We start from the raw sequence: 13,030 nt of genomic DNA on the forward strand, positions 1-13,030 counted from the left end.
CCCTGAAAATCAAGCGAAAAATCAGGCGGACGAGCGGGCTACAGTAAAACATTTGCCACAGCACGGCGCACGGGAAGTTCATGCCCCATGTCTGAATAAACGTGCCGAAAGTGTGGGTGTCTTTAAAAAGCATGGTCGCAATCAGGCTCATGAAGCAGCACAGGTCGTCCGTGGCGGTCTTGAATTCCGGCGAAACGCGACCAACTTTATTTATCGTTTGGATTATGGCACAACAAAAGCTCTGCGGCAACGGGGTGCGGCAGAGCTTTTGTTTATTCGATCGATTTTAAGGATTCCGCCATGTCGATTTTGGTAATTTTCTTGCGCATGACGAGGTCGGTGATAACCGTGAACAGCACGACCATGACAACGGTCAAAAGGAAGCTGACGGGTGCGATGACAGCTTTGAAAGAGACCATATCGACGCGGATCTGCATGAGCACAAATGTGTGCAGCAGAACGCCGAGCGGCAGGCCGACGACGATGCCCATCATGGACAAAATGATATTTTCACGGAACACATACGCGCCGGTTTCCCTGGAATGGAAGCCGAGCACCTTGATGGTGGCAATTTCCCTGACGCGTTCGGTCAGATTGATGTTGCCGAGGTTAAACAGGACGATGAACGCGAGTGCGCCGGCGGAAATGAGCACGAGCGCAACGACATAGTTTAGGCTCTGCATCATTTGGTCAATCATATTGCGCGTATCGGTGACGACGGAAACGGAGGATACGCCGTCCGTTTTGGAGAGTGCAGCGGAAAGCGCATATTCGTCTGCGCTGTCGTTTACGCGCAGCAGGAGCGTTTTCGGCTCGTAGCCCTTATCGGCGATCATGGCGTACGTTTCGCCCGTCATGTAGAGGTAATTTTGCACGTAGTTTTCAACTAAACCCGCGACCTTGAGCTCGGCTTTTTCCGTGTCCGAAACGGAAACGGTGACGGTATCGCCGGTTTTGATATCGGTGAGCTCGGCGAGTTTTTCGGTGAGCAGCACTTCGCCTTTGCCGGGGTAGGGTACGGTCTCGCCATCGATATGCAGATCGAAAATGTCGGTGATGGCGGGATCGTCGGACGCGACGATGTAAGCGGATTTTGTGATGCTGCCGCCTGTGACGTCACCGGAGGTCATCTGCACGGCGGTGGCGGCGTCAAGTTCCGATTTGTGGTCGCTTTCGACTTCGTTGATTTTATCTTCGGTCAGCGTATCGGAGAACTGGGCGCTGACATCGTATTTTTGAATATCATCAAACTGGAAGTTTGCAATGTTCGCGACGGAATCATGGATACCGAAGCCGGTGAGCACCAGCGCGGTGCAGCCCGCAATGCCGAGAATCATCATGATCATGCGCTTTTTAAAGCGGAAAATGTTGCGCAGGGAGACCTTGTGCAAGAATTTCAGGCGCTTCCACAGCGGCGTGATGCGCTCGAGAAAAATGCGCTTGCCGACGGCCGGGGTCTTCGGGCGGATGAGGTTTGCGGGCATGTTCTGCATCTCGATGCGCAGGGCTAAATATGTGGTGCCCGCCGAGCATAAAAGCGACGCCGCAAGCGCGATGACAAACAGCACGGGGTCATACAGTAGGACGAAACCCGGAATGCGATACAGCATGCCGTAGGCTGTCCAGATGACGAACGGGAAAACATAACCGCCCGCAAAATAGCCGATGACACAGCCGAGTGCGGCGGCGCTGCCGGAATAGAGCAGGTATTTTGCGAGGATGGAGCCGCGGCTGTACCCGAGTGCGCGGAGCGTGCCGATCTGTGTACGTTCATCGTCGATCATACGGGTCATGGTGGTGGAGCAGACGAGCGCCGCGATGAGAAAGAAGAAAATGGGGAAGACCCCCGAGAGCTTTTCGACGATGGTGGAATCGCTTTCAAACGAGACGTAGCCGGCGTTTGTGTCACGTGTTAAAACGTAGAGCTCCGGCTTCTTTAAATCGGCGAGCTCTTGTTTGGCGTCGGCGATTTTCTGTTTGGCGTCGGAGATTTGCTCGTCAAATTCCTTTTTGCCGTCCTCGTAGTCTTTAAGGCCGTCTTCGTATTCGGCTTTGCCGTCGGCGAGCTCTTTTACGCCGTCGTTGTATGAAGCGAGGCCCTCGTTGTATTCTTTGATGCCGTTTTGAAACGTGATGAGCGAAGCATACGCTTCGTCAAGCTTTGCAGTTTGCGTTTTTCTCTGATATTCAAGTTGTGCTATGCCGTCGGTGTAATCGTTTTGGCCGACATCGAGCAGCGTGCGCATTTGCGAGAGGGCGGTTTCGGCTTCATCGAGCTGCTCGCCGGTCTCTGTGAGCTGCGCTTCCTGCGCGGTGAGGGCGGCATCCTGTTCGTTTAATACGGCTTCGGCATCGTCGAGCTGCGTCTGATTTTGATTCAAAGCGGCGCGCTGCATATCGAGCGCCGTTTGCTGCGCTTCGGCTTCTGCCGGGTCGAGCGTATCTTTTACGGCATCAAGCTGCGCCTGCGCTTCGTCGAGTGCGGCAAAGCCCGCCGTGAGCTGCGCTTTTTTCTCGTTTAAGTCGGCGCGTGCGGCGTCAATTTGTGTGCGGGCGTCCTTTGCGGCGGTAAGACCCGCTTCATACTGCTCTTTGCCGGATGTGAATTCGGCATATTTTTCAGTGTAGAGCTTTTCGTTTTCCTGCAGCTGCGCGTAACCGGCGTCGATCTGCGCCTGACTCTCCGCAAGGGCATCCTCTAATTGCTGCTTGCCGCTGTAATATGCGTCAAAGCCGCTTTGCAGGGCGCTTTCCCACGAAGTGAAGTCGGGCTGAATTTGCTCTGCGCCTGCATCCAACTGTGCTTTGGCATCGTCCAATTGCTTTTTCGCGTCGAAAAGTTTCGCTTCGCCGGAGGTGATGGTCTCTTTTGCATCGTCAAGCTGTGCTTTGGCGTCGTCAAGCTCCGTTTCGGCTTCGGCTTTTTTGTCGTTCAGTTCGTTCTCGGCGTCTGAAATTTCGGCTTTGCCGTCGGACGTGAGACGATCAAAACGCGCGTTGACGGAAGCGGTGGCGGCGGCTTCGACAGTATCGGAGAACGTATCGATGTAATCGTCGTAATCGTCGCTGTATAGCGGGAATTCATCGGTGCAGGTAACGTATAATTCTGTGTAATACTCGAAATCGAAGCCGTCCTCCGGGATGAGAACGAAGCCCTGCAGCGTGCCGTCGCCAAGCGACGTGGTGCCGCGCAGCGTGTGGATGTACAGCGGAGAATCTGCAAGGCCGACCACGGTGTAGGTGCTGTATTTGAAGCTTTTCTTCGTATCTTCGTCGTTGGAGTCGGAAATTTCGATCGTTTGTCCAATCATGTCTTCCGAAAAGCGACTGGAATCTATAAGGCACTCACTGCCGTTTTCAGGCATACGTCCGGCAGTGAGCACAGGCTCGTTGATGTTATCTGTCAGCATATGTGCACGGTAAACGCGCTCTTTGCTGTCGTGCTGCCAGATGAAATCGGCATTCACACTGCCTGCGGCGGCAACCACACCGTCGGCTTTCTGCACGGCGGCAACGTCGTCCGCATCAAAGCCGATGGTGGAGATGAGGCGAAGATCGTAGAGCTTCGTGTTTTTTATATAGGCGGTCTCGGTGGCGGACATGATGGGACGGGTATCTCGCAGACCCGTGAGAAACGCCACGCCCAGCATAATGATGAGCAGGATAGCGATATATCGCCCAAGGCTGCCCGAAATGCTGCGCCGCGTGTTTTTTCTGAGTGCTTTTGTCATGCGTTTTCCGGCTCCCTTCGCGTTACCATTCAAGCTGTTCCACGGGCGTGATGTGCTCGTTCATGCGAACGGAGTAAATGTGGCCGCTTTTTACGCGGATGATGCGGTCTGCCATGGCGGCAAGCGCCGCATTGTGCGTGATGATGACGACGGTCATGCCGTCGCGGCGGCAGGTATCCTGCAAAAGCTTTAAAATAGATTTGCCGGTCTCGTAATCGAGTGCGCCGGTGGGCTCGTCGCACAGAAGGAGCTTCGGCTTTTTGGCGAGTGCGCGGGCAATGGAAACACGCTGCTGTTCACCGCCCGAGAGCTGTGCGGGAAAGTTCTGCATGCGGTCATGGAGACCGACGGCGCGGAGCACGTCTTCGGCGGGGATGGCATCGGTGCACAGCTGTGCCGCAATTTCCACGTTTTCGAGCGCCGTTAAATTCGGGATAAGGTTATAAAATTGGAAGACGAAGCCGATGTCATAGCGGCGGTAGTTTTCAAGCTGGGTGCGGTTAAAGTGGCTGATGTCGCGTCCGTCCATGCGGACGGTGCCTTTAGACAGCGTATCCATGCCGCCGAGGATATTTAAAAGCGTCGTTTTTCCCGCGCCGGATTCACCGACGATGACGCAGAATTCGCCCTTTTGAATTTCAAAGCTTGCATCGGTTAAGGCGTGCACCTCTACATCGCCGGTTTTATAAATTTTCGATACATTTTCAAATTCTACAAATGCGCCCATCGTACCGTCTCCTTATACTGCATTGGTTTCTATATTAAAGTATAACAGAAGCGCGGGAAAAAGTCATGGACAGAATATGAAAATTCAGTTGATTTTTAGAAGGTATTTTTGGCTTTTGCGGGCGAATGCGGCTTTGCGGAGACGAGATCTTTCTTTATGGCGCGGTAAAGGAGTAAGATGGCTAAAAGTGTGGAGAAAATATCGGCGGCGGGTGCGGCGTAAAACACGCCGAAAAGACCGAACATACCATGGAGAGAAAGCAGAAGCGGTACATAAACGGCACCCTGCCGCAGAACGGAAAGCACGGAAGCCTGCACCGCTTTGCCGACGGACTGGAGGTAATTGACCGCAAGATAATATATACCGATAAGCGGCATGCCGAGGAGACCGAGCGCCGTGATGTGCGCGGCGGAAGCGACGAGAGCTTCGTCCTTTAAGAACAGGCCGCAGATAGGAAAGCGGAAAATGAAGCAGACGACGCTTAACACGATGCCGAGAGAGACCGCCAAAATGCCGCTTTTGCGGAAGGTCTCGCGCAGGCGGGCAGTGTTGCCCGCGCCGTAAAGATATGCGAACATGGGCTGCACGCCGAGGGCAATGGCCATGACGACCATGGCGACGATCATGCCCGCTTTGCCGCCCGCGCCCATTTCGGCGACAGTATCGGCCCCATAGGCGATGACAATGCGATTTGTGATCGTGTTGACGGCACTCATCAAAAGGTTGCTGACAGAGCCCGGAATGCCGAGCGTAAAAATTTCACGGAAGACATGCGGCATGTGGAATGCTTTGCGCATGTTGAGCGTTAAAATGGTATTGCGGCGGCGAAGATAAAAAAGCAGGCCGAGCGCGGTTAAAACATTGCCGAGAACCGTTGCGATGGCGGCACCCTGCACGCCGAGGTTCAGGCCGGAGATGAAAAGTGGGTCAAGTATAATATTGGTGACAGTGCCGAGCATATTGAGCATGACGGCAACCTGCACGGCACCTTCGGCGCGGACAAGGTTTGCGAATACATTGGAAAAGACCACCACGGGCGTGCCGAGCGCCAGAATCTGAAGGTACTGCGCGGTGTAGTCCCACGTGGCGGCATCGGCGCCGAAAAAGTGCAGGAAGGCGTTCGGGAAAAGGAGCGCGGCGCCGCCGAGCAGGACGCCGGAAGCAAGGCTTAAAAGCGTACATGCGGCGCTTGCGGATTTGGCTTTTTCGGTGTCTTTTGCGCCGAGCGCTGTCGAAATCACGGTGCAGCCGCCACCGCCGATCCATGTGCCGAGCGTCATCTGCAATAAAAAAAACGGCGACGCGAGCGAAACGGCGGCGACCTGTGCCGCGATGCCGGTTTGCCCGACGAACACCATATCGGCCATGTTGTAGACGGTCATGACGAGCATAACGACAACGGTGGGCAGGCACATCTTGAAAATGGATTTCCACACGGGTGCGCGCTCAAAAAGTTCTTCGGTTTTCACGAAAAATTCCTCCTTGATTTTATGTTTGCAATGCGCTACTATAAAGTCAACACTTGTTCTGTTAATACAAGCATAACACGTGGAGATTTGGAAAACAACCGCTAAAACACGATGAGTGTTGTGTTAATGGAGGGCAAAATGAACACAAAGAAAAACGAGCGATTTGCGGAGACCGACCGGCGCATCCGCAAGGCGTTTACGAAAATGGTGCTCAATAAAAAAACAAATCAAATTTCCGTGCGGGAAATTTGTGAGGCGACGGGCATCAACCGCTCATCGTTTTACCTGCACTATGCGGACATACCCGCGCTGATAACAGCGATCGTAGAGGAGAAATGGACGGAGTCCGTAGAGCGGATACACGAAGAGATGCACGGCGACCCGAATATCTTCTCCGAAGCATATGTGGCGGCGACGCTGCGCGAGGCAAAGCGCGACAGGGCGTTTTACCGGGCGTATTTTGAGAAATTCGGCACGGCAGAACTGGAAAAAGGCTATCAGACGCTGTTTGAAAACGTCTTCAAGCCTTTTTTTCGGCGGCTCGGCATCGAGAGCGAGCACTGCATGGAATATCATTTTGAATTTGTGAAAGCGGGGTACTTTGCCGTGACGCGCAAGTGGCTTTTGTACGGCTGCCCGGAAACGCCGGAAGAAATGGCGAAGATCATAAAAAGAAGTATGGCGGCGATACCCGATGACCTGCCGCCGGTCCCGGACGAATTCTTTATTTGAAAAGCTCGGGGTGCATGCGCACATAGTGGAATAAGTACTGCTGCGCGATGCCGGCGTTTTCACCGAAATCTGCGGGGGAAAGCCTCGGCAAAAGCAATACGGCGCGCTTCATCCACACGTCCATCGGGAAGCACTCCGTGCGGTGCAGACCGTAGAGCAAAGCGCAGTCCGCGACTTTTGGGCCGACGCCTGAAATCGTCTGCAATTTTGCTTTGGCATCGGGAAGCGGCATTTTGCGCACGGCTTCTAAATCGATCTCGCCGGAAGCGATGCGCTTTGCGGCATCGATGAGATATTTCGCGCGAAAGCCCGCGCGCAGCGGAGCGAGGTCTTCCGGCGTGCAGGAGGCCAATTTTTTCGGTGCCGGGAATGCGTAGCGGGTCTCGTTATGATAAAGAAACGGCTCGCCGAAATGCAGACACAAGCGCTCTATAATGCCCTTGATGCGCGGAATGTTGTTGTTCTGCGAGATGATGAACGAGCACAGCGCCTCAAACGGCTCCTGCTTTAAAATGCGGATGCCGCCCGCGAATTCGGCGGCTTCTTTCAGCGCGGGGTGCAGAGCGGAAAGCACTTCGCGGGACTTTTTGTAATCTGTGTTAAAATCGAAATAATCAAACCAAATGTCACGAAATTCCTGCTCGGTGCAGTCTAAAACGAGGTCGTTATTTTCATCTTGATAGACGGTCAGCCCGCGGGAAAATGCCACACCGCGCCATGCGGGAATGTTGTTTTCAAGTGTGACGGGATAAAAGCGGAACGACTGCCCACAGTCGAGCGTTTGGGCGAGGTTTAAAACGCCATCGGGCGGGGTGAAGCGCATCAACGGTTTTTGCCTTCCGTTTTGGTGGTGACGGTGGGCTCTCGGCTCGTCAGATACGTGATGGCACGCTCAATGGCATCGCGGGAATTGCCCCAGTCGCCGCCCGCATTGCGGTAATCGAACATGCGGCAGAAATGGGTGGTGTCGGCCTTGACGGTATCGAGATAGTTTTTCGCAAGGCGCTTGGTTTCTGCCGCAAACGGCTGAAAGTTTTTACGCGGCATTTTCTGCGCAGCAGCCAAAATGAAGCTGTAATGCGGCAGGCAGATGTGCGTCTGCTCGCTGTACAGTGTGCGGAACTCCGGCTCACTCTGCCAGAGCTTGATAACCGTGGCGCTGAGGTGCTGCATGTTTTTCTCAACGTTTTCGCAGACAAAGCAGCTGTGCGCACGGCGATCTGCGGCGGCGAGAATTTTTTTCGGCGCGAGCTTGTCGTCCTCGGGCAGGATCTCTTTGCCGGCTTCGTCTAAGAGACTTTCGAGAATAAGGGCGACGGACAGGCGGCTGCCGCGCTGTAAGATCTGCTCAAAATGTTGGTGGCAGAAGCCGAGGCGGTTCGTTTCCACGCGCACGTCGGGCTCCATCATGGCCGCGCCGGTAATGTAGGTGGCCATGCGGTCCTCGAGCATGTCGCGCATGCGGCAGAACGGGCAGCCGTCCTTCGGCTCGAAAATTTCACTGATCGGTATAGAGCAAATGTCTTCACGCATTTTGGGTTCCTCTTTTCTTATAGTTGTATACAGTGCATGTTTATCCGAAAAATGTCTTTTGTTTTAATTGCCGTGGCTTACGGTTTGTGCGGCCCCGCTTTTTTGTGGGACACGTCTAAAAAGTGCGCAGCTTTCCGGTGTCTTTCTGCTCGCTATTTTCATTTTACACGATTTTAGGTGAAAAAACAACCGTGTAAAGCTTGCCGCCTTGCTTTTTTTCACAAAATGTGCTTAAACGGAAAATCTCGCCGCCTAGGATTTCGCCTAAATCGTTCTAATTTGGAATAAAAACGCTGTTTTTCGCAAAAACACCATATATAGGGACATTTTTTCGGGCAAACACAAGGCTTTTCACGCAAATTTTACACACGGTTTATAGTGAGTATTCTGTGAAAAAACGGTAAAAAGCGGCATTTTCGACGGAATAGTTTACATAATATTTTACATTGTGAAAAGCTGTGGAAAGTAAAAAGAGCACCGAAAGCGGGTTTTTAACACTTTCCACAGAGTTTTCCACAGCTTAAACGGAAAACGCTGTGGAAAGCTCGCTGTGTGTATACTTCTGCCGTGCATATTACAGATTGTATAAATGTAAAGGCCAGCTCATATACAGCAAGATGTGAGAAGATATGCAACCCGAATGAATAATTATGCCGAGCAAAATGAACACGCAAAAGCACCGTCAAAATGACGAAAAGAGCGCGGCGAAAAAACTGCCCAAAAACACGGCGGTTTTAGGCGCAAAAACCGCCTGCAAAAACCGCGCTAAATTGCGCGTTTCGGTTGCAATGGCAAATATAAGTATGTTATAATCTACTATATACTGCGATAGTATTGCGAATTTCGGCCGCAGACGTGTTCTGAAGCCGCGGAAAGGAATAGGTTTGTTCATGGAAAACGAGAGAGAAAGAGATGTCATAGCAGGGCGCAATGCCGTTACGGAGGCGCTTAAAGCGGGCAGACCCATCGACAGCATCCTTGTGCGGCGCGGGGAGAAAAACGGTTCGGTATCGTCCATTCTCCGCATGGCAAAGCAGGCGGGCATCCCGGTAAAGGAAGTGGATTCCCGTAAGCTGGACGGCATGTGCGGCGGCGAAAACCACCAGGGTATCATCGCTATGGCGGCGGTGCACGCGTTCTCCGAGGTAGAGGATATTTTTGCGCTGGCGGAAAGCCGAAACGAGCCGCCGTTTATCCTTGTGTGCGACGAGATTGCGGACCCGCATAACCTCGGCGCGATCCTCAGAACGGCGGAATGTGCGGGCGCACACGGCGTTGTTATCCCGAAGCGCCGCAGCGTTGGCCTTACGGCGGCGGTCGGCAAGGCTTCTGCGGGCGCGGTGGAATACGTCCCCGTGGCGCGTGTGACGAATATTGCGGTATTTCTTGAGGAGATCAAAGCGCGCGGCGTTTGGGTATACGCCGCGGATATGGACGGCACGGATTGGTGCCAAACCGATTTCTCCGGCCCGGCAGCGCTTGTTGTCGGCTCCGAAGGCTTCGGCGTGTCCAGACTTGTGAAAGAAAAATCGGATTTTATCGTTTCTCTGCCGATGAAGGGCAGAATCAATTCGCTGAACGCTTCGGTGGCCTGCGGCGTGCTTTGCTATGAGATTGCGCGGCAGCGCGCGGGCATCAAGGCCAAGGGCTGAGGCGAAAAAGAAAGGACCCAAAACCATGAACGATGAGAACAAATTCTCGGTGGACGAGATATTGGAAGCGGAGCGCAAGGCGAAAGCCAACGGCGCGCCGGAAGAGTCGGAAAAAACAACGCCCGGGGTGACGGAAGAACCCGACGCTGTGACGGAGCCTGAAACGGAGCAGCCCGTAGAGGAAGCCTCGGCAGAGGTAGCACAGCCCGCGCCGGAAGCGGAACCGCAGCCGGTGGAGGTGCAAGAAGACTCCCCGTGGGATACCTACGAGGAGGAAGAAGAGCCCGGAAAGAAAAAGAAGAACAAAAAAGAGAAGAAAGAGAAAAAAGGTTTTTGGGCGCGCCGCCGCGAAAAGAAGCAGAAAGAGGTTTTTAACGAAGCCGAAGACATGTACTACGGCATCCAGTTAAAACCGATTGACGAATACACCCGCGGGTTTGATGCCACAGGTGAGATTTCCACGCAGGACGAGGGATACCGCAAGCTGTTTGACGAGAACACCGCGGAGCTTGACGACGAAGTGGCAAAGGACTTTGAGCGCCTGCAGAAAGAGCGTCGCCGTCGTGTGGCCGAGGCCGTAGAGACGGCCGGTGTGGATCTTTCCGCTGTGGAAGACGAGCTGGGCATTGTGGCCCCGGTGCCGGTCTCCGTTGCGATGAATGACCCGAACGCTGTGGTGCCGGAAAACAAAAAGACGAAGGACAAGGTGCAGAATTTCCAGACGGCGATGCTGCAGGACGCGCAGACGCACACGATGGAGATTAAGCTTGACCTTGAAAATGAGACGTTTGGTTTGCAGCAGGCAATGGTGGTGCCGGAGGTAAGCGAGGATTCCGTGCGCCGCATTCTGGAATCTGTGCAGGCGGAAAACGCGGCAAAGCAGGCTGCACAGGTGCAAAATACCGAGCAGCAGGCTGCGGCAGCGCCGAAAACGGAAGAAAGTGACGCGCCCGAGATGGCGTTTAAGGATATTTCAAGCAATGGCCCGGAGCCGGAGGAAGAGCCGCAGGCGGAAGAAGGCATGGACATTGCTTCCGGCGAGCAGCTGCCCGAAGCACAAGCGCCGAAAGCGGAAAATGTGCAGGCTGCGGAAAGCGCCGAGAACGCCGGCGAAGAAGCGGCAGAGCCTGCGCAGCAGAAGATCTCCGTGCCGGTAACGGACGTGACGCAGTACAGAAAGCGCGACTTGCCGGTGCACATCATTAACGCGGATGTTTTGCAAAGTGCACTGCTGAGCGAAGCACGCGTGTATTCCGACGACGAGAACGTCAGTGCGGCCGGTGCGCACCGCTTTAAAATTCGCTTTGCGGAAAAGCCGGACGAAGCGCCCGAAAACACGGAAGCCGCCGAAAACAGCGACGAGCTCATCGACGATTACACCGGCCCGGCAGACGCAAAGAGCGTGGCGCACGACCTGCGCACGACGATGCGCGAGCTGACAATCCGCATGCTTGCAACGGGCGTGAGCACGGCAGTGCTCATTTTGGCGTCGCTCATTGCGGAATCCGGCTTCAATGCCAATAACACGGAGACCGCCGGTGCAGTGGGCTACACCATCTTATCGCTTGTGCTGCTGCTAGTGTCCATCGGCTTCTGCGCGAAAACGATTTTAAACGGTCTGAAGGCACTGTTTGAGTTCCGCGCGAATTCGGATTCTGCCGCTGCGGTAGCTTGTGTGGCGGTTTTTGTGCAGACGCTCTGCACGCTGTTTGCGCCGGCTGCGCTCAGCATGGGTAAAATCCACCTTTACGCCGGTATTGCGGCAGGTATTCTGTTCCTGAATACCGTCGGCAAGCTGACGATGCTGCGCCGCATCCACTCGAATTTCCGCTTTGTGTCTTCCCGCGAGCAGAAATATGCGGTGCGCGTATTTGACGATTACAACACGTCTTTAAAAATGGCGGGTTCCTCCGTCATTTCGCAGCCTGCAATCGCATATCAGCAGAAAGCGGGCTTCTTAAAGCGCTTCTTACAAATTTCCTATGAGCCGGACCCGGCAGAGACCTCTTCGCAGGTTTTGGCGCCGGTGGGCCTCATCTCCTCGCTGCTTCTGTGCGTGGTGGCGCTTGTCATCACGAAAGATGCGTCCCTTGCCATTACGGCTTTGGCGGCTTCCTGCTGCGTGTGTGTAGCGGTGATGAATATGCTGGCCGTAAACCTGCCGGTGAGCCGTCTTTCCCACCGCCTGCGCCGCCGCGGCGCGATGGTCTCCGGCTATGAAGGTATCAAGCGCATGAGCGCCGTAAATGCCGTTCTGGTTGATTCCACAGAGCTTTTCCCGCGCGGCACGGTCGTTTTGAACGGGGTGAAGCCGTTTAAGCAGGAGGGCCTTGAAGAAGCCGTTTTGGCTGCCGGCACGTTGGTGCAGCAGCTCGGCGGCCCGCTTTGCGGCGTGTTCGAGCAGGTGTTCAGCGAGCATGAGGGCGAGCTTCCGGAGGTCGAAAAGGCCGCATTTGAGGCCGGAAACGGCGTTGTGGGCACGGTGGACGGCAAAGAGGTGCTCATCGGCTCCCGTACGCTTTTGACTGCGCACGGTGTGGAAGCGCCGGAGCAAAATGTGGAGAGTCAGTACACGACGGGCAGCCGACAGATCTTGTACGTTGCAATGGGCGGCGAGCTTTACGCCATGTTCATCCTGACCTATAACGCAGACCGAAAGAAGAAAGCGGAGCTGCAGAACATGGAAATGAACGGCGTTTCGCTCATTCTGCGTTCGGCAGACCCGAACCTTACGCCGCAGTTCATTTCGCGCCTGTTCGGCATTGACGCCACGGCGGTGAATGTCATCGGCGCAGGCCAAGACGGCCCGGCAGACCACCTTGTGAACGACACTGCGGACCGCGTGGACGCCTATGCCGCCACAAAGGGTCGTGTGGAATCCATGATGAGCCTTGTTTCCACGTGCATTGATGAAAAGAAGAACATCAGCTTCATTGTCGCCATGCAGAACGCGGCGGTCGTCATTGGCTTTGTGCTTGTGGCGTTCCTCACATTCGTTGCGGGCGTGGAGCAGATTTCCGCATTTGCGCTCGTTATCTACGAGTTGTTCTGGGTGCTCGCCACCGTGTTGGTACCGAAGTTCAGAAATAAAGTAAAATAAGGTTCGAAATTGAAAATCTCTCTCGGCGCAGCCGAGAGAGATTTTTTACGTTATTTTGCAATTTTAATGCGGATACTGCCGCTGAG

General features: G+C 54.3%; 8 protein-coding genes. 3 read left to right on the forward strand and 5 right to left on the reverse strand.

Annotated features, from left to right (window positions below):
* Positions 1-272: 272 nt before the first annotated feature.
* The 3 genes from ACLTX1_RS02630 to ACLTX1_RS02640 form a co-directional block, all read right to left on the reverse strand.
* Positions 273-3,731, reverse strand: a complete 3,459-nt coding sequence (locus tag ACLTX1_RS02630; RefSeq protein WP_308449429.1) for an FtsX-like permease family protein — start codon at positions 3,729-3,731, stop codon at positions 273-275.
* 22 nt (positions 3,732-3,753) lie between these two features.
* Positions 3,754-4,458, reverse strand: a complete 705-nt coding sequence (locus ACLTX1_RS02635) for an ABC transporter ATP-binding protein (protein WP_308449428.1) — start codon at positions 4,456-4,458, stop codon at positions 3,754-3,756.
* Positions 4,459-4,553: 95 nt separating this feature from the next.
* Positions 4,554-5,927 carry an MATE family efflux transporter gene (locus tag ACLTX1_RS02640; RefSeq protein WP_308449427.1) on the reverse strand — a complete coding sequence of 458 codons (1,374 nt, stop codon included), beginning with the start codon at positions 5,925-5,927 and terminating at the stop codon, positions 4,554-4,556.
* A 138-nt stretch (positions 5,928-6,065) separates the two neighbouring features.
* Between ACLTX1_RS02640 and ACLTX1_RS02645 the strand changes: the two genes are divergently transcribed.
* Positions 6,066-6,659, forward strand: a complete 594-nt coding sequence (locus ACLTX1_RS02645) for a TetR/AcrR family transcriptional regulator (protein WP_395506929.1) — start codon at positions 6,066-6,068, stop codon at positions 6,657-6,659.
* Here ACLTX1_RS02645 and ACLTX1_RS02650 read toward each other — a convergent pair.
* The gene (locus tag ACLTX1_RS02650) at positions 6,652-7,482 is read right to left on the reverse strand and encodes a DNA-3-methyladenine glycosylase family protein (RefSeq protein WP_395506928.1); all 831 of its coding nucleotides are present in this window, start codon (positions 7,480-7,482) and stop codon (positions 6,652-6,654) included. The genes ACLTX1_RS02645 and ACLTX1_RS02650 overlap by 8 nt on opposite strands.
* Complete coding sequence (locus ACLTX1_RS02655; protein ID WP_308449425.1) at positions 7,482-8,192, reverse strand: DUF6062 family protein; 711 nt, start codon at positions 8,190-8,192, stop codon at positions 7,482-7,484. The genes ACLTX1_RS02650 and ACLTX1_RS02655 overlap by 1 nt, the downstream gene beginning before the upstream one ends.
* 890 nt (positions 8,193-9,082) lie before the next feature.
* Here ACLTX1_RS02655 and rlmB point away from each other — a divergent pair.
* Together rlmB and ACLTX1_RS02665 are read left to right on the forward strand one after the other, a co-directional pair.
* Positions 9,083-9,844, forward strand: a complete 762-nt coding sequence (gene rlmB, locus ACLTX1_RS02660; RefSeq protein ID WP_308449424.1) for a 23S rRNA (guanosine(2251)-2'-O)-methyltransferase RlmB — start codon at positions 9,083-9,085, stop codon at positions 9,842-9,844.
* Between the two features lie 25 nt (positions 9,845-9,869).
* Entirely contained in the window at positions 9,870-12,944 is a 3,075-nt protein-coding gene (locus ACLTX1_RS02665; protein WP_412330419.1) for a hypothetical protein, read from the forward strand.
* The last annotated feature ends 86 nt before the right edge of the window (positions 12,945-13,030 follow it).

The organism is Hominenteromicrobium sp. (assembly GCF_046974225.1).
Classification (GTDB): Bacteria; Bacillota; Clostridia; order Oscillospirales; family Acutalibacteraceae; genus Hominenteromicrobium; species Hominenteromicrobium mulieris.

Coding starts and splice junctions, on each gene's coding strand:
- ACLTX1_RS02630 (WP_308449429.1), bottom strand. CDS start 3,731: ATGACAAAAGCACTCAGAAAAAACACGCGGCGCAGCATTTCGGGCAGC.
- ACLTX1_RS02635 (WP_308449428.1), bottom strand. CDS start 4,458: ATGGGCGCATTTGTAGAATTTGAAAATGTATCGAAAATTTATAAAACC.
- ACLTX1_RS02645 (WP_395506929.1), top strand. CDS start 6,066: ATGAACACAAAGAAAAACGAGCGATTTGCGGAGACCGACCGGCGCATC.
- ACLTX1_RS02650 (WP_395506928.1), bottom strand. CDS start 7,482: ATGCGCTTCACCCCGCCCGATGGCGTTTTAAACCTCGCCCAAACGCTC.
- ACLTX1_RS02655 (WP_308449425.1), bottom strand. CDS start 8,192: ATGCGTGAAGACATTTGCTCTATACCGATCAGTGAAATTTTCGAGCCG.
- rlmB (WP_308449424.1), top strand. CDS start 9,083: ATGGAAAACGAGAGAGAAAGAGATGTCATAGCAGGGCGCAATGCCGTT.
- ACLTX1_RS02665 (WP_412330419.1), top strand. CDS start 9,870: ATGAACGATGAGAACAAATTCTCGGTGGACGAGATATTGGAAGCGGAG.